Raw genomic sequence first — 17216 nt, forward strand, 5'->3', positions numbered from 1 at the left:
AAAACGGCACAGTGGCGGTTAATCGGTAATAAACCAGTCGTCAGCGCTTTCCCAGGTTTCCTGCAAAATATCGCTGATGCGGTCGCGTGATTCTTTACAGCCGCCAAACACGCTGAGCTGGTTACCACCGGCATAGCGCACTTTGACGTGATGATTGTCGTCGGGAAAATCGCGGGAGATACGGCGAGTGAGTTCAGCGCTCAGTGCATCCAGTGCACCGGCGGGAAGGGGCTGAGTCTTTGCTACGGTAATTTCAACACGCATAAACGCCTCCGGGATAATATACTGGTTATTTGTACAGTATAAAATTCCCGAAGGCAAGCGGCAGATGATTATTCTTTGATGCGCCAGTTAAGGGTTTCACCGGCGAGGAACGGAACCAGCGTATCGTCAGCGACCGTGATGCTCTCCTGCACCGTCCACGGCTCACGCACCAGCGTCAGGGTACCGTCGTTGAGCGGCAGGCCGTAGAACCTGGGGCCGTTCTCAGAGCAGAAGGCTTCAAAATGCTCCAGTGCGCCAAGCTCTTCAAACACGGTCAGATAAGCGGGCAGCGACGTCGGCGCATTAAATACGCCGGCACAGCCGCAGCTGGCTTCTTTCAGATGGCGCAGGTGCGGTGCCGTGTCGGTGCCCAGGAAGACACGACGGTTGCCGCTTGCCACCAGGTTACGCAGCGCTTCCTGATGAATGTTGCGCTTCAGAATGGGCAGACAGTAGAGATGCGGGCGCACGCCGCCCACCAGCATGTGGTTGCGGTTGAACATCAGATGCTGTGGCGTAATGGTCGCGCCAAGCAGTTCATTGCCGGCGGCAACATACTCCGCAGCTTCCTTCGTGGTGATGTGTTCCATCACCACTTTCAGGCCCGGGAACTGCTGGCGCAGCGGCTGCAGCACGGTTTCGATGAAACGCGCTTCACGATCAAAGATATCAATGTGCGCATCGGTGACTTCGCCGTGCACCAGCATCGGCATACCGATTTCCTGCATGCGCTCCAGCACGCTGGCAATTGAGGCAATGTTGGTGACGCCATGGCTGGAGTTGGTGGTGGCGTGTGCCGGATAGAGTTTTGCCGCCGTAAAAATACCGCTGCGGAAGCCGCGTTCGATTTCGTCCGCATCGAGCGAATCGGTGAGGTAACAGGTCATCAGCGGCGTGAAGTGATGCTCAGCAGGCAGCGCCGCCATGATGCGTGCGCGATACGCTTCGGCAGCCGCAACGCTGGTGACCGGCGGAACCAGATTTGGCATGACAATCGCACGACCATTCACCGCGCTGGTATAGGGCAGCACTGCATTGAGCATCGCGCCATCGCGCAGGTGGATGTGCCAGTCGTCAGGGCGGCGAATCGTGATTTGCTGGGGTTGGGCTGTCATTCAAAAAGGCTCCGGCTGAGGTGAAAACGAAATGGCTCGTTTAGGCCGGGGACTAATCATAAGGGGGCGGGCAACCGTTTGCACGGGATTTTGCAGTGCGGGAGAGAAATAACCACAGGCGCGGCAGGTTGCGCGGCAGGCGCGGGCGGAATAATGCCGGCATCCTGCCACGCTATCCAGGGCCGCCGCTGAGAACGGCCCTTTGCAACGTTAATCGGTAAACGGAATCACCAGCTGGCCAGGCTTGACTTCCAGCCCTTTAGCCAGTTTCTTCGCCAGCGCCTCGCCTTTGCTACGGTCGGCACTCAGCACGTAGGCGGGTTTTTCATTGAAATAGCGCTTGAGGGATTCGTTCAGATACGGCGTAAGGGTTTTCATGATCGACGCCATCTTCTCAGGTTGCACCTGCGCGTCGACGATTTCGAGGTCCTGCAGATAGATGGCGCCCTGCTGCGCGTTGTACACCGGTTGCGCTTTCATCTTCAGCTGCATTTCGGCCTGCTGCGGACCAAACAGCGAGCTGACGTTGATGTTGGCTTTACCAGACAGCGTCACTTTACCGGGTTCTTCACGGCCAATCTGGCTGCTCAGATCGGTCAGTACAATATGGGCATTCACCAGCCCGGACACGCCGATGTCTTTCTCGTAGTTGTTGCGCTTTTGCAGCGCCTGATTCACTTCCTGCTCGCTGATGGTGTATTGCGTCAATTGGTTACAGCCGCTGAGCAGCACGGCAAAAAACAGGGCAAACAGCCCGGGAAACGCCTTCTTCATCATTTCTTCTTCCTGGTTGATACGGCCAAACAGCCTTTAGCCTGCCTGATTCAGGGCCAGGTGTCACCAGGAGAGAGATGAGAAACGCAGCCGCGCGCTTCTCATCACAGCGCCATCAGGCCGCAATCGACGACAGCAGATTCACCTGCGTCTGTTTCGCCATATTATCGCGGTAGTCGGCAACGCGGCTCGGCCATTCGATACCGGAAACCAGCGTCAGCGAGCGCAGCAGCGGAAACAGATGAATGTCATCCTCAGACAACTCGCCGTTTACCGCATTGGGTTTAACGATCAATTTATCCAGCTGGCGCAGATCATCGCTGATATTTTTGATGAAACCCGGGGCATGCTTACGCAGTTCGGCAAAGTCACCGAGGCTGGCCTGTTTCTTTTCGCGGAAGTAATCACGTGCTTCGGGGGTGGCGAATTCAGCAAACGCGGCCTCGGCGATGCGCGGCAGCAGCAGCTTGTTGATGTAGCCATTGACCCGTCGCAGCCAGTCGGCGATGGCGGGATTTTGCTTGCCGGTCAGCAGCGGCTGGCGATCCTGATTATCGACAAAGCGCACGATATCCATGCTCTCCGGCATCGCACTGCCATCGGCTTTTTGCAGTATCGGCGCCATTTTCTGGCTAATCAGCTTTTTCGGCGTTGCTTCATCATCATTGAGCATCACAATCAGCTCAACCGGCAGGTTTTTCAGGCCAAATATCATGCGTGCTTTGACGCAGAAAGGGCAGTGATCGTAGATGTAAAGTTTCATCCCGTTTCTCCTGTGGTTCTCAGGGTGACAGAGGTCACCCTTTTTCCGGACGTGCGGGAAGTATGGAAGAGAACGCCTGAACCGGCAAACTAGCTGCTGAAGATCGCCGGTGCCACCTGGCGCGGCTGGAACTGCCACCACAGCGCCAGTAGCGTGATCATGCCGACGGTGCTGAGCAGCATCCACGGCAGCTCCGGCAGGGCCAGCTGCTGGCCCATATCGAACATCCAGCCGCCACCGGAGTAACCAATCAGCCCGCCAATCGCCAGACCGAGCCGGCTGAACCCCATGTAGCTGCCGCGTGCCCGGGCGCTGGCCAGGGAGGCACTCAGGGTTTCACGTGCCGGTTCAGCGATGATCGATCCGAGATAGAAGACGGCGATCAGCAAAAACAGCGACGGCAGCGAATCGGTCATGCCAACCGGCAGCAGGCTGAAGGTCATCAGAAACAGTCCGGCCATCAGGCGTGTTTCCAGGCGGAAGCGCTTTTCACTCCAGCGTGCCAGCGGATAGAGCAGGCTGAGCGACAGCAGCGCTTCAATCGCGTACATCCACTTCACCGCCGCCGGTGCGCCCGCCACCTGATTGACCATGACCGGCAGCATCAGCATCACCTGCACGGCGAGAATGTAATAGCCGGTCAGGGTAAAGACATACAGGCGGAAACGGCGGTCGCGCCACACGCGCTGCATTCCCTCGCGCATGGCGATACGCTCCGTAGAGATGCGCCATGCTGGCAGCCACACGGCGTTAAAGATGGCGGCGACGACAAACACCGCCGCACCGACCCAGCACACCAGACGGAAATCCCAAGCCAGCAGCCAGCTGCCAATCAGCGCGCCCAGCACCGCGCCGGCGCTGTCCTGCATCATCAGCAGCGAAAAGAAGCGTCCGCGCTCGCGTGCCCGCACCAGTTTCACCACCAGCGCGCTGCGTGGCGGATCGAACAGCGTGCCGCCCAGTCCGGACAGCAGGCAGGCCAGCCACAGCAACCACGGCTGATGCGCCAGCGCCATACAGGCGAAACCGGCGGCACGCATCAGCATGCCGGTAACGATCAGCGGCCGCGCGCCAAAACGGTCTGCAATGGCCCCACCGAAGATACCCAGCCCCTGCTGCACCAGCTGACGCAGGCCGAGCGCAATGCCCACCAGCAGCGCGGCCCAGCCAAGCTGTTCCACAAAGTGAATGGAGATCAGGGGAAACACCACAAAGAATCCCATTACCACCAGCATGTTATCGACTAACAGAAACGTTTTTCCAAGGCGTCGTGCCCGCGCAACCCGTGACATGCTGAATCCTGAGCAAGTGAGAAGGAAAAGTGACCAGCTGGTCTATTTTCTGCCTGCTCCGGCGGGAAAAATAGCGTTTTCAGGATGATATTTTTTTATCCAGCCTGAAGAGAAATTAATCCTTAATCGGAATCAATTGCCATGAGCGATGCGCGGGGTTTTACCGCAGCCGGGGTGACAGTTATAGTGAGAAGTAACGCCGCTGGCGTACATCTTTCTTTCGTTATGGATTTCAGGAGTCATGATGTTTGGCTATCGCTCTGCTGGCCCGCGCGTGCGGCTTACCACCGATCGTCTGGTGGTGCGTTTAGTACATGAACGCGATGCCTGGCGTCTGGCGGATTACTACGCCGAAAACCGCGCCTTTCTTAAACCCTGGGAACCGGTGCGCGATGAGAGCCACTGTTATCCATCTGGCTGGCAGGCGCGCCTGGGTTTAATTGCCGACATGCATAAACAGGGCTCCGCGTTCTATTTTGTGCTGATGGACCCGGAAGAGCATGAAGTGCGCGGCGTCGCCAACTTCAGCAATGTGCTGCGCGGATCGTTTCATGCCTGCTATCTCGGCTACTCGCTGGGAGAGAAGTGGCAGGGGCAGGGCATGATGTTTGAGGCGCTGCAGGCGGCGATTCGCTATATGCAGCGCCAGCAGCGCATTCATCGCATCATGGCCAACTATATGCCGCACAATCAGCGTAGCGGTGATTTGCTGGCGCGCCTCGGTTTTGAAAAAGAGGGCTACGCCAAAGACTATTTACTGATTGATGGCCGCTGGCAGGATCATGTGCTGACGGCGCTTACCTGGCGCGAATGGAACCCGGATCGTCGCGGACAATAATAAAAGGAACACGTAATGAAGATGGCTCTCTCCGCGCAGGCATTGCGCGTGATCGGCTGCCTGCTGGAGAAGCAGGTCACCACGCCGGATCAATATCCGTTATCCCTCAATGGCGTGGTCACCGCCTGTAATCAGAAATCTAACCGCGAGCCGGTGATGAACCTGAGCGAAAGTGAGGTGCAGGCTCAGCTCGATGAGCTGGTGAAAAAGCATCTGGTCACCGCTAACAGCGGTTTCGGTCAGCGCGTCAGCAAATATGAACAGCGTTTCTGCAACTCAGCGTTTGGCAATCTGCAGCTGAATGCCGCCGAAGTGGCGGTGCTGACGCTGCTGTTCCTGCGCGGCGCGCAGACGCCGGGCGAACTGCGTACCCGCAGTGGTCGTCTGCATGAGTTTCAGGACATGGCCGAGGTGGAACGCACGCTGGAGGGGCTGACGACGCGCGACGACGGCCCCATGGTGGTGCGTCTGGCGCGCGAGCCGGGCAAGCGTGAAAGCCGCTATATGCACCTGTTTGGCGGCGAGGTGGCGGACGAACTACCCGCCAGCCACACAGCGTCGCCTGAGTCTGACGATCTGGCCGCGCGCGTTGCTCAGCTGGAAGCGCAGGTGGCGCGCCTTGATGCTCAGCTGCAGCAACTGCTGCAGCGGGAGGCGTGAAATGACGCTGCGTATTGGTGTGGTCGGGCTTGGCGGTATCGCGCAGAAAGCCTGGCTGCCGGTACTGGCACAGGCCAGCGGCTGGCAGCTGGTGGGCGCGTTCTCGCCCAGCCAGGCGCGGGCGCAGCCGATCTGCGACAGTTACCGTATTCCTTATTTTAGTCAGCTGGATGCGCTGGCGGCGGCCAGCGATGCGGTGTTTGTGCACAGCAGCACCGCCAGCCATTTTGAGGTAGTGCAGGCGCTGCTGCTGGCCGGTAAAGATGTTTGTGTCGATAAGCCGCTGGCCGAAACGCTGCAGCAGGCGGAGACGCTGGTGGCGCTGGCGGAAAAGCGCAAACGCAAACTGATGGTGGCCTTCAACCGGCGCTTTGCACCGCGCTACCAGCAGCTGAAAGCGCAGCTGCCGGGCGCGTCCTCGCTGCGCATTGAGAAACACCGGGCAGACAGCGTCGGCCCGCACGACCTGCGCTTTACCCTGCTGGATGATTATCTGCACGTGGTCGATACCGCGCTGTGGCTGGCCGGCGGCAAGCTCAGGCTGGAGCTCGGCCATATCGACACCCATGATGACGGCGCAATGCTCTACGGTGAGCACCATTTCTCAGCCGGATCGCTGCAAATTACCACCAGTATGCATCGCCGCGCGGGCACGCAGCGTGAAGTGGTCAGCGCCATCTGCGACGGGCGTTACATCGAAATTAATGAGATGCGCGACTGGCGTGAAGAGACGCTTAGCGACCTGCGCAGTGATGTCCCGCCGGCGTGGCAAAGTCATCTGACCCAGCGTGGCTTCAGCGGTGCGGCACACCATTTTATCCAGTGCGTGGAAAATCAGACGATGCCTGAAACCAGTGGTGAACAGGCGCTGGCGGCGCAGCGTCTGGTAGAAAAACTGTGGCGCGACGCCGTACAGGAATAATCCCTTGTAACACTCAATGCTGGTCATTTCCCACCGCAGCAGTAGACTATCGCCGGACATCGCAGGATGTCCGCGCTAAGTTGCTCATTTATCCGACACTTTTCAGGATGCGCCACTCATTATGAATTTGCTGAAATCGCTGGCTGCGGTCAGTTCGATGACCCTGTTTTCCCGCGTGCTGGGCTTTGCCCGCGACGCCATTGTGGCGCGCGTTTTCGGGGCTGGCATGGCCACCGATGCCTTTTTCGTGGCGTTCAAACTGCCCAATCTGCTGCGCCGTATTTTCGCCGAAGGCGCCTTTTCACAGGCCTTCGTGCCAATTCTTGCCGAATATAAAAGCAAGCAGGGCGAAGACGCCACGCGGGTGTTTGTTGCCTATGTATCAGGCCTGCTGACGCTGGTGCTGGCGGTGGTGACGGTGCTGGGCATGGTCGCTGCGCCCTGGGTAATCGTGGTAACGGCGCCGGGTTTTGCCGATACCGCCGACAAGTTCGCCTTAACCAGTTCGCTGCTGCGCGTCACCTTTCCTTATATTCTGCTGATCTCGCTGGCGTCGCTGGCCGGGGCGATTCTTAATACCTGGAACCGCTTCTCCGTCCCGGCGTTCGCGCCCACGCTGCTGAATATCAGCATGATCGGCTTTGCGCTGTTTGCCGCGCCGCACTTCCATCCGCCGGTGATGGCGCTGGCGTGGGCAGTGGTAGTGGGCGGGTTGCTGCAGCTGTTTTATCAACTGCCGCACCTGAAAAAGATTGGCATGCTGGTACTGCCGCGCGTCAACCTGCGCGATGCCGGCGTGTGGCGGGTGATGCGCCAGATGGGCCCGGCGATTCTCGGCGTGTCGGTGAGCCAGATCTCGCTGATCATCAATACCATTTTCGCCTCGTTTCTGGTCTCCGGCTCGGTGTCGTGGATGTACTACGCCGATCGTCTGATGGAGTTTCCCTCTGGCGTGCTGGGCGTGGCGCTCGGCACCATCCTGCTGCCGTCGCTGGCGAAGAGTTTTGCCAGCGGCAACCACGATGAATATTCCCGTCTGATGGACTGGGGCCTGCGTCTGTGCTTCCTGCTGGCGCTGCCGAGCGCGGTGGCGCTGGGCATTCTTTCCGGTCCGCTCACCGTGGCGCTGTTCCAGTACGGCAAATTTACCGCTTTTGATGCGGCGATGACCCAGCGCGCGCTGATTGCCTATTCGGTTGGGCTGATGGGGCTGATCGTGGTGAAAGTGCTGGCGCCGGGCTTCTATTCGCGTCAGGACATCAAAACGCCGGTAAAGATTGCTATCGCCACCTTGATCATGACCCAGCTGATGAACCTGGCGTTTATTGGCCCGCTGAAGCACGCTGGTCTGTCGCTGTCGATTGGTCTGGCGGCCTGCCTGAATGCGGCGCTGCTCTACTGGCAGCTGCGCAAACAGCAAATCTTTCAGCCGCAGCCGGGCTGGCACGGTTTCCTGCTGCGTCTGCTGGTCGCCGTCGCGGTGATGGCTGCTGCGCTGCTGGGCATTCTGCAGGTGATGCCGGCGTGGGAAGAGGGGCAGATGTGGTGGCGGTTACTGCGGCTGGCGGCGGTGTGCGCCATTGGCGGCGGCGCTTACTTCGTGATGCTCGGTTTACTGGGCTTCCGCCCGAGCGATTTTGCCCGCCGCACGGCGGTGTGAGCGAACAATAAAAAGGGTCGCCCGGTGTGGCGACCCTGATTCAGCGGACCCGCAGCACGGCTGCGTTTAGCCTTTGCGGCTCAGCGTGCTCTGGCCTAAACCGCGGCCGTCCGGGCCGTAAAAGGACTGGGTCTGATGCGGTTTCAGCACCGACAGCGCCTGTTCGGTAAAGGTCATCTGATGCTGCAACAGCATGCCATTGTGCTGATTGGCGTCGCGCAGACGCTGGGTATGTTGCTGAATGCTGTGCCAGCGGCGTGCGATATCACTGTGACCACGATAAGGCGCTTTGGTACCCAGCGACAGCTCGGTTTTGCGGCGCATTTCGTCCAGATAATTCAACGTCGTCAGCAGCGCGCTTTTATCTTCTGTAATGCGCTGCAGCAGGTTGCCATTAATCCGTCCGGCAGAAAGTTGCTGCTGCTCTTCATCCATCACGACGTTAAGCGAACTCAGCACATCCTGCATTTTATCTAAGGTGGTCAGCAGATTATCCATCGGGACTATTTACCCTCTAAAAACGCCCTGGTATCGGCGATCAGCGCATCGGCGATCTTACCGGTATCCATTTTCAGTTCACCATTACGAATGGCGGTCTTCAGCTGCTCTACGCGCGCTGTGTTAATATCTTTGCTGCCCGGCTGCATCAGCTGCGCCTGAGCGGGACTCAGCGTCACTTCTGCACCATTCTGGCTGGTGCTGGCGGCCGGTGCGCTGTTCTGACGCACTTTTGCCTGGTTGTCGCTGCTGTCACGGGTTTGTACAGTGCTCACCGGTTTTAAAGGCTGCGTTCTGTCGATACTCATGGTGTGGCTCCTGTTAGGGTCAATTGGGGATCAGCCAACTGAGTCAGCATAGGGTAATATCATTGTTGATATCTCTATCGGCAGAACAACAGCGTTCTTTAACGCTTTATAGCGATATCAGAATATTCCCATCCTCGCTGACACGACCGCTTACCACCTGGCCATTGCTCATGCGCACGCGCACCGTCTGCGCCGCGCTGGCGTTGTTTAACGCACGACCTTCACTGCTGGCATTAAAGCCGTTGCCGCTGGCAATCACCATCACATTCTGACCGGCTTTCACCCGCCACGGCTGGCGCAGCATAGTGGCCGTCACCGGCTGGCCTGGCGCAATGTCACGCAGGGCAATGGCGTCCGCCAGATTGCTGCTGCTGAGCAGCGCGCGCGCCGGCAGCGTGTCCAGCCGGCCACTCTCCAGGCGGAAATCACTGGCGCTGACGTTGCTGCCGCGCGCCAGCTGACGATTGGCCACCAGATACTCGCCGGTGACCTGCACCTGTACCTGCAGATAGCGACGATTCTGGCCGCAGCTGGCGGCAATGCTCAGATTGCCCCACTGGCGACTGTTACCCGGCAGCAGCAGCTGCGGTGTGTCGCAGGCGGGCCACTGCGTCTGCGGCGTGCGGACCACCACGGTCATACCGGCGGCGTGCTGCGGATCGCGCGCCTGAAAGAACTGAGTCAGCTGCGCGCTGAGATCGGCAGCATAGCCGGGCGTCGCGAAGGCCAGCCACAGCAGGGCCAGCAGGGAAGAAGTTGTACGCATCAACGCCTCCTGTCGAAAAGATGGCACTGAGTCTACTCCGCGCACCAAAAATTCAAGGTGAAAAATAGCCACGATTTTTGCTGCTATTCAGACGATAGCCCTTGCTTTTGTCCCATTAAGCTGTCAGCTCGAAATTCTCATTCGCGGAGGAAGCATGCTCGACAAACTCGATGCCGCGCTGCGATTTGGTACAGAAGCATTAAACCTGCGGGCGCAGCGCCAGGAGATTCTGGCGTCTAACATTGCCAACGCCGATACCCCGGGCTACCAGGCGCGGGATATCGACTTTGCCAGCCAGCTGAGCAAGGTGATGCAGAACGGCCGTGCCGAAGGCAGCAGCCTGGCGCTTAATGTCACGTCATCGCGTCACATTGAAGCGCAGACCAATTCACAGCCCGCACTGGATCTGCTGTACCGCATTCCCGATCAGCCTGCCGCGGATGGTAACACCGTGGATATGGATCGCGAGCGTACGCAGTTTGCGGATAACAGCCTGAAATACCAAACCGATCTCACCCTCATCAGTAGCCAGATCAAAGGCATGATGAGCGTTCTGCAGGGGCAATAATCATGGCATTGCTGAATATCTTTGATATCGCCGGTTCTGCGATGACCGCACAGTCACAGCGGCTCAACGTCAGCGCCAGTAACCTGGCCAACGCCGACAGCGTCACCGGGCCGGACGGCCAGCCGTACGTGGCGAAGCAGGTGATTTTCCAGACCGATGCCGCTCAGGGCGCGGCCACCGGCGGCGTCAAAGTGGCCGGTGTCGTGAACGACCCGACGCCCGCCAAACTGGTGTATGACCCGGGTAATCCGCTGGCTGACCAGAAAGGCTACGTCAAAATGCCTAACGTCGACGTGGTCGCCGAAACCGTTAACACCATGTCCGCGTCGCGCAGCTATCAGGCCAACGTCGAAGTGCTGAACACGGTGAAGTCAATGATGATGAAAACCCTCACCATGGGTCAGTAACGGAGACGCATTATGAGCCTTGCAGTAGGGATTAAAGACAACCTCGACCCCACGGTCCTCAGCTCCAGCAGCAGCACCGGCAGCGGCAACAGCGCGCAGGATCTGCAAAACCAGTTCCTGAACATGCTGGTGACGCAGCTGAAAAATCAGGACCCGACTAACCCGATGGACAACAGTCAGCTGACAACCCAGCTGACGCAGATCAACACCCTGAGCGGCATTGAAAAACTCAATACCACGCTGGGATCGATCTCCGGTCAGATCAGCACCAGCCAGTCGCTGCAGAGCTCAACGCTGATCGGCCATGGCGTGATGGTGAAGGGCAGCCAGGTGCTGGTCGGCAGCGGCACCAGCACGCCGTTTGGCGTGGAGCTGGGCACCGCGTCGACCGCCACCAGCGTCACCATCAAAGATGGCAACGGCAGCGTAGTGCGCTCTATCGATCTCGGCGGTCTCAGCGCCGGCGTTCACACCTTCTCGTGGGACGGCAAGATGGACGATGGCAGCGCCGCACCGGACGGCAAATATACGGTTTCACTCGCCGCCAGCAATGGCAGCACCCAACTGGTGGCACAGCCGCTGAACTACGCCTATGTCAACGGCGTCAGCACCGTGAATAACACCGCAAAACTGGATCTCGGCACCATGGGCTCCGCGACCCTCGATGAAATTCGTCAGATTCTCTGACTAACCTCTTAGCAGGAGAAATAGCATGTCATTTTCACAAGCGGTGAGCGGCCTGGGCGCTGCCTCCAGCAACCTCGACGTTATTGGTAACAACATCGCCAACTCGGCGACGGCCGGCTTTAAATCCAGCACCATCGCGTTTGCCGATATGTTCGCCGGTTCTAACGTCGGTATGGGTACCAAAGTCGCAGCGGTGATTCAGAACTTTAACGACGGCACCACCACCTCTACCAGCCGTGGGCTGGACGTGGCGCTGAGCGGCAACGGTTTCTTCCGTCTGACCGACGCCAGCGGCGGCGTGTTCTATTCGCGCAACGGCCAGTTCACGCTGGACGAAAACCGTAACCTGGTGAACACCCAGGGCCTGACCGTAACCGGCTATCCGGCTAACGGCACCCCGCCAACCATTCAGGCCGGTGCCAACCCGGTCGCGCTGAGCATTCCGACCACCCAGATGTCGGCGCGCGCCACCACTACCGCCACCATGGTATCCAACCTGAACTCAACCGATGCGGTGCCAACCGGCGGTGCGTTCACGGCAACCAACGTGGATACTTACAACGCCAAAAGCACCGTGACCGTGTACGACTCGCAGGGTAACGACCACGCGCTGGATCTGTACTACGTCAAAACGGCCGACAACAACTGGACGGTGCACGCGATTGATTCCACCACTGGTCAGGCTGCCGGTAACTTCAACATGGTATTCGATACCAGCGGTAACCTGACTTCGGCCAGCACAGTGGCGCTGACCATTCAGGGTGCCAACGGTGCCGCGGCCAACCAGGCCGTCAGCCTCAGCGTGCTCGGCAGCCTGCAGCAGAACACCGGCAAAACCAACTTCGGTAACCCAACCCAGGATGGCTATGCACCGGGCGATCTGACCAGCTACACCATCAACGATGATGGCACCATCACCGGGACTTACTCCAACCAGAAAACCCAGCTGCTGGGTCAGATTGTGCTGGCGAGTTTCTCTAACCCGGAAGGGCTGAAGTCCGAGGGCGATAACGTCTGGTCGGCAACCAACTCCTCGGGCCAGGCGGCAGTCGGTCTGGCTGGCACCGGTACCTACGGCAACCTGACCTCCGGCGCGCTGGAAGCGTCCAACGTCGACCTGAGTAAAGAGCTGGTGAATATGATCGTTGCCCAGCGTAACTACCAGGCCAACAGCCAGACCATCAAAACGCAGGACCAGATTCTTAACACCCTGGTCAACCTTCGTTAATACGCTAACGGGATTGCTTTATGGATCACGCAATATATACCGCGATGGGCGCGGCCAGTCAGACGATGGAGCAACAGTCTGTCACCGCCAGCAACCTCGCCAACGCCTCGACGCCGGGCTTTCGCGCTCAGCTCAATGCGCTGCGCGCGGTGCCGGTCAACGGCTGGTCGCTGCCAACACGTACGCTGGTCGCCGCTTCGACGCCGGGTGCCGATATGTCGCAGGGCTCGCTCGATTACACCGAGCGTCCGCTCGATGTGGCGGTGCAGCAGGATGGCTGGCTGGCGGTGCGTACCGCTGACGGCAGCGAAGCTTATACCCGCAACGGTAACATGCAGATCAGCCCGACCGGCCAGCTGACCATTCAGGGCAATCCCGTGATGGGCGATGGCGGTCCGATTGCCGTGCCGCAGGGCGCGCAACTGACCATTGCCGCCGACGGCTCCATCACCGCGCTTAACGCCGGTGATGCGCCGAACGCCACGGTGCAGCTCGGACGGCTGAAGCTGGTACGTGCCACAGGCCAGGAACTGACGCGCGGTGATGACGGCATGTTCCGTCCCAGCGCCGCCACTCAGGCACAGCGCGGCGCGGCACTGCCGAATGACGCGACCGTGCAGGTGATGCCGGGCGTGCTGGAGGGCAGCAACGTCAAGCCCGTGGAAACCATGGTCGACATGATCGCCAACGCCCGACGTTTTGAGATGCAGATGAAAGTGATCTCCAACGTCGATGAAAACGAACAGCGGGCTAATCAGCTACTCAATATGAGCAGCTAAGGCTTAAGGAAAACACAATGATTCGTTCTTTATGGATCGCGAAAACCGGTCTTGACGCACAGCAGACCAACATGGACGTCATCGCCAACAACCTGGCGAACGTCAGCACCAACGGCTTTAAGCGTTCACGCGCGGTGTTCGAAGACCTGATGTACCAGACCCTGCGTCAGCCGGGTGCGCAGTCGTCAGAACAGACCACGCTGCCGTCGGGCCTGCAGATCGGTACCGGTGTGCGTCCGGTGACCACCGAACGTCTGCACAACCAGGGCAACCTGTCGCAGACCAGCAACTCAAAAGATGTGGCGATCAACGGTCAGGGCTATTTTCAGGTGCAGATGCCGGACGGTACGTCTGCGTATACCCGCGACGGCTCGTTCCAGGTGGACCAGAACGGCCAGCTGGTGACCAACGCCGGTTTCCCAGTGCAGCCAGGCATCACTATTCCGGCGAACGCCACCAGCATCACCATTGCGCGTGACGGCGTGGTGACGGTGACACAGCAGGGGCAGACGCAGCCGGCGCAGGTTGGCCAGCTGACGCTCAGCACCTTCATGAACGATGCCGGACTGGATAGCGTCGGGGAAAACCTCTATCAGGAAACCCAGGCTTCTGGCGCACCAACTGAAAGCACGCCGGGCCAGAACGGGGCCGGTCTGCTGTATCAGGGTTACGTGGAAACCTCCAACGTCAACGTGGCGGAAGAGCTGGTGACCATGATTCAGACGCAGCGCGCTTATGAGATCAACAGCAAAGCGATCAGCACCTCCGATCAGATGCTGCAGAAGTTAACCCAGCTGTAATGCCGGGATCGTTGGGCCAGCGCGTCTGGCCCGATTAAGAACATGAAAAAGGTCAGAACTCCGTGGCGAAGCAAGTGATTCTCAAGCCTGGGCATTGGTTAGTAGCCACGCTGCTACTGACCCTTAACGGTTGTGCGCTGGTGCCGCGCACGCCACTGGTACAGGGTGCGACGACGGCTGAGCCGACGCCATCCGCACCGCCGGTGGTGAACGGTTCCATTTTTCAGGGCGTGGCGCCGCTCAACTACGGCTATCAGCCGCTGTTTGAGGATCGTCGTCCACGTAACATTGGTGACACCCTGACCATTACGCTGCAGGAAAACGTCAGCGCCAGCAAAAGCTCTTCAGCGAATGCCAGCCGCGACGGCAGCAACAGCTTTGGCCTGAGCGCCATCCCAACCGGCCTGGCCGGACTGGTGGGCGCCGGCGGCGAAAAAGCCGCGCTCGACGCCAACGGCAAAAACGATTTCGCTGGCAAAGGTGGCGCGACCGCCAACAACACCTTTACCGGCACCATCACCGTCACCGTTAACCAGGTGCTGTCGAACGGCAACCTGCGCGTAGTCGGCGAGAAACAGATTGAAATCAACCAGGGCACCGAATTCATTCGCTTCTCTGGCGTAGTGAACCCGCGCACCATCAGCGCCAGCAACGCGGTGCTGTCAACGCAGGTCGCCGATGCACGTATTGAGTACGTCGGTAACGGTTATATCAATGAGGCGCAGACCATGGGCTGGTTCCAGCGCTTCTTCCTGAACGTCTCGCCGATGTAAGAGGTCATGATGAAAAACACTACACTGCTGCGTTTGGGCCTGGGCTTGTTGCTCGGCATCAGCAGCCTGATGGCGCAGGCCGATCGCATCCGCGATCTCACCAGCGTGCAGGGCGTACGCGATAACCAGCTGATTGGTTACGGTCTGGTGGTTGGCCTTGATGGCACCGGTGACCAGACCACCCAGACGCCGTTCACCACGCAAACGGTGAGTAACATGCTGTCGCAGCTGGGCATCACCGTGCCTGCCGGCACCAACATGCAGCTGAAAAACGTGGCGGCGGTGATGGTCACCGCCAAACTGCCGTCGTTTGCCCGTCAGGGACAGACGGTTGATGTGGTGGTGTCCTCACTGGGTAACGCCAAAAGCTTGCGCGGCGGTACGCTGCTGATGACGCCGCTGAAGGGCGTCGATAACCAGGTTTACGCGCTGGCGCAGGGTAACATTCTGGTCGGCGGGGCGGGCGCCTCGGCCGGTGGCAGCAGCGTACAGGTTAACCAGCTCAACGGCGGCCGCATTACCGGTGGCGCCACCGTGGAGCGCGAGCTGCAGAGCAACTTCGGCAGCCAGAACACCATCAACCTGCAGCTTAACAACGAAGATTTCACCATGGCGCAGCGCATTGCTGATGCCATCAACAGCCGTGGCGTGGGGTCAGCGCTGCCACTGGACGCCCGTACCGTGCAAATCCGCGTGTCGCCAAACAACAGCTCGCAGGTACGTCTGCTGGCGGAGATCCAGAACATCGACGTGTCGGTGCCGCTGGAAGACGCCAAAGTGATCATCAACTCGCGCACCGGTTCGGTGGTGATGAATCGCGAAGTGACGCTTAACACCTGTGCGGTGGCGCAGGGCAACCTGTCGGTCACGGTTAATCAGCAGCAGAACGTCAGCCAGCCGGATACGCCGTTTGCCGGTGGTCAGACGGTTGCCACCACGCAAACGCAGATCGATCTGCGTCAGAGCGGCGGCGCGCTGCAGCGGGTTAACGCCAGTGCCAACCTGAACAACGTAGTGCGGGCGCTGAATGCGCTGGGTGCGACACCGATTGAGCTGATGTCGATTCTGCAATCGATGGAGAGCGCGGGCTGCCTGCGCGCGAAGCTGGAAATTATCTGATGACCGATACGCAATCGCTGATGAACGCGGCGTATGACAGCCGCTCGCTGAACGAACTGAAACGCCAGGCTGCCGTGGACCCGAAAGGCAAAGCGCTGCAGGTGGCGAAGCAGGTCGAAGGGATGTTCGTGCAGATGATGCTGAAGAGCATGCGTGAAGCGCTGCCGCAGGATGGCATGCTGAGCAACGATCAGACGCGGCTTTACACCTCGCTTTACGATCAGCAGATTGCGCAGGAAATCGGCAAGCGCGGGCTGGGTCTGGCCGACACCATTGTCAAACAGATGCAGCCGGCGCAGGCACCGGACGAAAGCGCCGGTACCGTGCCGATGAAACTGGATAACAGCTTCATCTATAGCAGCCTGGCGCCCACGCAGCTGGAGCAGATGGTGCGCAAAGCGGTGCCGCGTCTGCCGGTCTCGCCGGCCAGCCTGCCCGGTGACAGCAATGAGTTTATCGCCCAGCTGGCGCAGCCGGCGAAAGTAGCCAGCCAGCAGAGCGGCATTCCTCACCATCTGATTCTGGCGCAGGCGGCACTGGAGTCCGGCTGGGGCCAGCGGCAGATCCTGACGCGCGACGGTAAGCCGAGCTACAACGTGTTCGGGATCAAAGCCAGCGGCGACTGGAAGGGCGAAACCACCGACATCATGACCACGGAATACGAGGGCGGTGAGGCGAAGAAAGTGCGCGCCACCTTCCGCGTTTATGGCTCCTATTTCGAAGCGCTCAGCGACTACGTGCGGTTGATTTCCAGTAACCCGCGCTATGCGGCAGTGGCGAACGCACCGAGCGCCGAGCAGGGCGCGCGCGCGCTGCAGGCGGCCGGCTACGCGACTGACCCGAAATATGCGCAGAAACTGGTAGGAATGATCCAGCAATTCAAAAACATGGGCGAAAAAGTGGTTAAGGCTTACAGCCAGGATTTCACCGATCTGTTCTGATTTTTCCGCTCAAGTTTCGCTTAAGCACGCCGATAACCTTCACATGCCGCGGGC

General features: G+C 59.3%; 21 protein-coding genes. 13 read left to right on the top strand and 8 right to left on the bottom strand.

Annotated elements, in window-relative coordinates; translation table 11 throughout:
- Window positions 1-18: 18 nt before the first annotated feature.
- The 5 genes from dinI to mdtH all read right to left on the bottom strand — a co-directional run bounded on the left by dinI (window position 19) and on the right by mdtH (window position 4208).
- On the bottom strand, window positions 19-264 hold the full coding sequence (gene dinI / locus C1Y42_RS03230; protein WP_021506435.1) for a DNA damage-inducible protein I: 246 nt from the start codon (window positions 262-264) through the stop codon (window positions 19-21).
- A gap of 68 nt (window positions 265-332) precedes the next feature.
- Complete coding sequence (gene pyrC, locus C1Y42_RS03235; RefSeq protein WP_021506434.1) at window positions 333-1379, bottom strand: dihydroorotase; 1047 nt, start codon at window positions 1377-1379, stop codon at window positions 333-335.
- A 210-nt stretch (window positions 1380-1589) separates the two neighbouring features.
- Window positions 1590-2153 carry a lipoprotein gene (locus C1Y42_RS03240; RefSeq protein WP_021506433.1) on the bottom strand — a complete coding sequence of 188 codons (564 nt, stop codon included), beginning with the start codon at window positions 2151-2153 and terminating at the stop codon, window positions 1590-1592.
- A 115-nt stretch (window positions 2154-2268) separates the two neighbouring features.
- On the bottom strand, window positions 2269-2916 hold the full coding sequence (grxB, locus tag C1Y42_RS03245) for a glutaredoxin 2 (RefSeq protein ID WP_104092804.1): 648 nt from the start codon (window positions 2914-2916) through the stop codon (window positions 2269-2271).
- Window positions 2917-3005: 89 nt separating this feature from the next.
- On the bottom strand, window positions 3006-4208 hold the full coding sequence (gene mdtH, locus C1Y42_RS03250; protein WP_104092805.1) for a multidrug efflux MFS transporter MdtH: 1203 nt from the start codon (window positions 4206-4208) through the stop codon (window positions 3006-3008).
- A 244-nt stretch (window positions 4209-4452) separates the two neighbouring features.
- Here mdtH and rimJ point away from each other — a divergent pair, with 244 nt between their 5' ends.
- The 4 genes from rimJ to murJ all read left to right on the top strand — a co-directional run bounded on the left by rimJ (window position 4453) and on the right by murJ (window position 8288).
- On the top strand, window positions 4453-5046 hold the full coding sequence (rimJ, locus tag C1Y42_RS03255) for a ribosomal protein S5-alanine N-acetyltransferase (protein WP_021506430.1): 594 nt from the start codon (window positions 4453-4455) through the stop codon (window positions 5044-5046).
- A 15-nt stretch (window positions 5047-5061) separates the two neighbouring features.
- Entirely contained in the window at window positions 5062-5706 is a 645-nt protein-coding gene (locus tag C1Y42_RS03260; RefSeq protein ID WP_104092806.1) for a DUF480 domain-containing protein, read from the top strand.
- A gap of 1 nt (window position 5707) precedes the next feature.
- The gene (locus C1Y42_RS03265) at window positions 5708-6628 is read left to right on the top strand and encodes a Gfo/Idh/MocA family protein (RefSeq protein WP_104092807.1); all 921 of its coding nucleotides are present in this window, start codon (window positions 5708-5710) and stop codon (window positions 6626-6628) included.
- Between the two features lie 121 nt (window positions 6629-6749).
- The gene (murJ, locus tag C1Y42_RS03270; protein WP_058775419.1) at window positions 6750-8288 is read left to right on the top strand and encodes a murein biosynthesis integral membrane protein MurJ; all 1539 of its coding nucleotides are present in this window, start codon (window positions 6750-6752) and stop codon (window positions 8286-8288) included.
- A gap of 66 nt (window positions 8289-8354) precedes the next feature.
- Here the strand turns inward: murJ and flgN are convergent, their stop codons facing one another.
- The 3 genes from flgN to flgA form a co-directional block, all read right to left on the bottom strand.
- The gene (flgN, locus tag C1Y42_RS03275) at window positions 8355-8786 is read right to left on the bottom strand and encodes a flagellar export chaperone FlgN (protein ID WP_058775420.1); all 432 of its coding nucleotides are present in this window, start codon (window positions 8784-8786) and stop codon (window positions 8355-8357) included.
- Between the two features lie 5 nt (window positions 8787-8791).
- Complete coding sequence (gene flgM, locus C1Y42_RS03280; protein WP_058775421.1) at window positions 8792-9094, bottom strand: flagellar biosynthesis anti-sigma factor FlgM; 303 nt, start codon at window positions 9092-9094, stop codon at window positions 8792-8794.
- Window positions 9095-9200: 106 nt separating this feature from the next.
- Complete coding sequence (gene flgA, locus C1Y42_RS03285; protein ID WP_021506424.1) at window positions 9201-9860, bottom strand: flagellar basal body P-ring formation chaperone FlgA; 660 nt, start codon at window positions 9858-9860, stop codon at window positions 9201-9203.
- Between the two features lie 154 nt (window positions 9861-10014).
- Here flgA and flgB point away from each other — a divergent pair, with 154 nt between their 5' ends.
- The 9 genes from flgB (at window position 10015) to flgJ (ending at window position 17162) form a co-directional block, all read left to right on the top strand.
- Window positions 10015-10428, top strand: coding sequence for a flagellar basal body rod protein FlgB (gene flgB, locus C1Y42_RS03290; protein ID WP_021506423.1), 414 nt, complete (start codon window positions 10015-10017; stop codon window positions 10426-10428).
- A gap of 2 nt (window positions 10429-10430) precedes the next feature.
- Window positions 10431-10835 (top strand): flagellar basal body rod protein FlgC, encoded by a 405-nt coding sequence (gene flgC, locus C1Y42_RS03295; RefSeq protein WP_021506422.1) that lies wholly within the window; start codon window positions 10431-10433, stop codon window positions 10833-10835.
- Between the two features lie 12 nt (window positions 10836-10847).
- Complete coding sequence (gene flgD / locus C1Y42_RS03300; protein ID WP_021506421.1) at window positions 10848-11522, top strand: flagellar hook assembly protein FlgD; 675 nt, start codon at window positions 10848-10850, stop codon at window positions 11520-11522.
- Window positions 11523-11547: 25 nt separating this feature from the next.
- Window positions 11548-12750, top strand: a complete 1203-nt coding sequence (gene flgE / locus C1Y42_RS03305; protein ID WP_021506420.1) for a flagellar hook protein FlgE — start codon at window positions 11548-11550, stop codon at window positions 12748-12750.
- Window positions 12751-12770: 20 nt separating this feature from the next.
- Window positions 12771-13529 carry a flagellar basal body rod protein FlgF gene (locus tag C1Y42_RS03310; RefSeq protein ID WP_058759464.1) on the top strand — a complete coding sequence of 253 codons (759 nt, stop codon included), beginning with the start codon at window positions 12771-12773 and terminating at the stop codon, window positions 13527-13529.
- 17 nt (window positions 13530-13546) lie between these two features.
- On the top strand, window positions 13547-14329 hold the full coding sequence (flgG, locus tag C1Y42_RS03315; protein WP_021506418.1) for a flagellar basal-body rod protein FlgG: 783 nt from the start codon (window positions 13547-13549) through the stop codon (window positions 14327-14329).
- A gap of 62 nt (window positions 14330-14391) precedes the next feature.
- Window positions 14392-15102 (top strand): flagellar basal body L-ring protein FlgH, encoded by a 711-nt coding sequence (locus tag C1Y42_RS03320; protein WP_021506417.1) that lies wholly within the window; start codon window positions 14392-14394, stop codon window positions 15100-15102.
- 69 nt (window positions 15103-15171) lie between these two features.
- Window positions 15172-16221: a flagellar basal body P-ring protein FlgI gene (locus C1Y42_RS03325; protein ID WP_230201060.1), complete on the top strand. Its 1050-nt coding sequence runs from the start codon at window positions 15172-15174 to the stop codon at window positions 16219-16221.
- A complete protein-coding gene (gene flgJ, locus C1Y42_RS03330) occupies window positions 16221-17162 on the top strand; it encodes a flagellar assembly peptidoglycan hydrolase FlgJ (RefSeq protein ID WP_058775423.1) in 942 nt (313 codons plus the stop codon). Before C1Y42_RS03325 ends, flgJ begins: the two co-directional genes overlap by 1 nt.
- The last annotated feature ends 54 nt before the right edge of the window (window positions 17163-17216 follow it).

This window comes from Pantoea sp. ICBG 985, from assembly GCF_002928365.1.
GTDB lineage: Bacteria > Pseudomonadota > Gammaproteobacteria > Enterobacterales > Enterobacteriaceae > Pantoea > Pantoea dispersa.

What these genes read in the sequence shown, in the direction of transcription:
- C1Y42_RS03325 (WP_230201060.1), top strand. Translation starts at nt 15,172, where the DNA reads ATGGCGCAGGCCGATCGCATCCGCGATCTCACCAGCGTGCAGGGCGTA.
- flgN (WP_058775420.1), bottom strand. Translation starts at nt 8,786, where the DNA reads ATGGATAATCTGCTGACCACCTTAGATAAAATGCAGGATGTGCTGAGT.
- flgG (WP_021506418.1), top strand. Translation starts at nt 13,547, where the DNA reads ATGATTCGTTCTTTATGGATCGCGAAAACCGGTCTTGACGCACAGCAG.
- dinI (WP_021506435.1), bottom strand. Translation starts at nt 264, where the DNA reads ATGCGTGTTGAAATTACCGTAGCAAAGACTCAGCCCCTTCCCGCCGGT.
- rimJ (WP_021506430.1), top strand. Translation starts at nt 4,453, where the DNA reads ATGTTTGGCTATCGCTCTGCTGGCCCGCGCGTGCGGCTTACCACCGAT.
- flgE (WP_021506420.1), top strand. Translation starts at nt 11,548, where the DNA reads ATGTCATTTTCACAAGCGGTGAGCGGCCTGGGCGCTGCCTCCAGCAAC.
- flgD (WP_021506421.1), top strand. Translation starts at nt 10,848, where the DNA reads ATGAGCCTTGCAGTAGGGATTAAAGACAACCTCGACCCCACGGTCCTC.
- C1Y42_RS03260 (WP_104092806.1), top strand. Translation starts at nt 5,062, where the DNA reads ATGAAGATGGCTCTCTCCGCGCAGGCATTGCGCGTGATCGGCTGCCTG.
- flgC (WP_021506422.1), top strand. Translation starts at nt 10,431, where the DNA reads ATGGCATTGCTGAATATCTTTGATATCGCCGGTTCTGCGATGACCGCA.
- C1Y42_RS03310 (WP_058759464.1), top strand. Translation starts at nt 12,771, where the DNA reads ATGGATCACGCAATATATACCGCGATGGGCGCGGCCAGTCAGACGATG.
- flgJ (WP_058775423.1), top strand. Translation starts at nt 16,221, where the DNA reads ATGACCGATACGCAATCGCTGATGAACGCGGCGTATGACAGCCGCTCG.
- pyrC (WP_021506434.1), bottom strand. Translation starts at nt 1,379, where the DNA reads ATGACAGCCCAACCCCAGCAAATCACGATTCGCCGCCCTGACGACTGG.
- flgB (WP_021506423.1), top strand. Translation starts at nt 10,015, where the DNA reads ATGCTCGACAAACTCGATGCCGCGCTGCGATTTGGTACAGAAGCATTA.
- C1Y42_RS03265 (WP_104092807.1), top strand. Translation starts at nt 5,708, where the DNA reads ATGACGCTGCGTATTGGTGTGGTCGGGCTTGGCGGTATCGCGCAGAAA.
- flgM (WP_058775421.1), bottom strand. Translation starts at nt 9,094, where the DNA reads ATGAGTATCGACAGAACGCAGCCTTTAAAACCGGTGAGCACTGTACAA.
- mdtH (WP_104092805.1), bottom strand. Translation starts at nt 4,208, where the DNA reads ATGTCACGGGTTGCGCGGGCACGACGCCTTGGAAAAACGTTTCTGTTA.
- murJ (WP_058775419.1), top strand. Translation starts at nt 6,750, where the DNA reads ATGAATTTGCTGAAATCGCTGGCTGCGGTCAGTTCGATGACCCTGTTT.
- flgA (WP_021506424.1), bottom strand. Translation starts at nt 9,860, where the DNA reads ATGCGTACAACTTCTTCCCTGCTGGCCCTGCTGTGGCTGGCCTTCGCG.
- grxB (WP_104092804.1), bottom strand. Translation starts at nt 2,916, where the DNA reads ATGAAACTTTACATCTACGATCACTGCCCTTTCTGCGTCAAAGCACGC.
- C1Y42_RS03240 (WP_021506433.1), bottom strand. Translation starts at nt 2,153, where the DNA reads ATGAAGAAGGCGTTTCCCGGGCTGTTTGCCCTGTTTTTTGCCGTGCTG.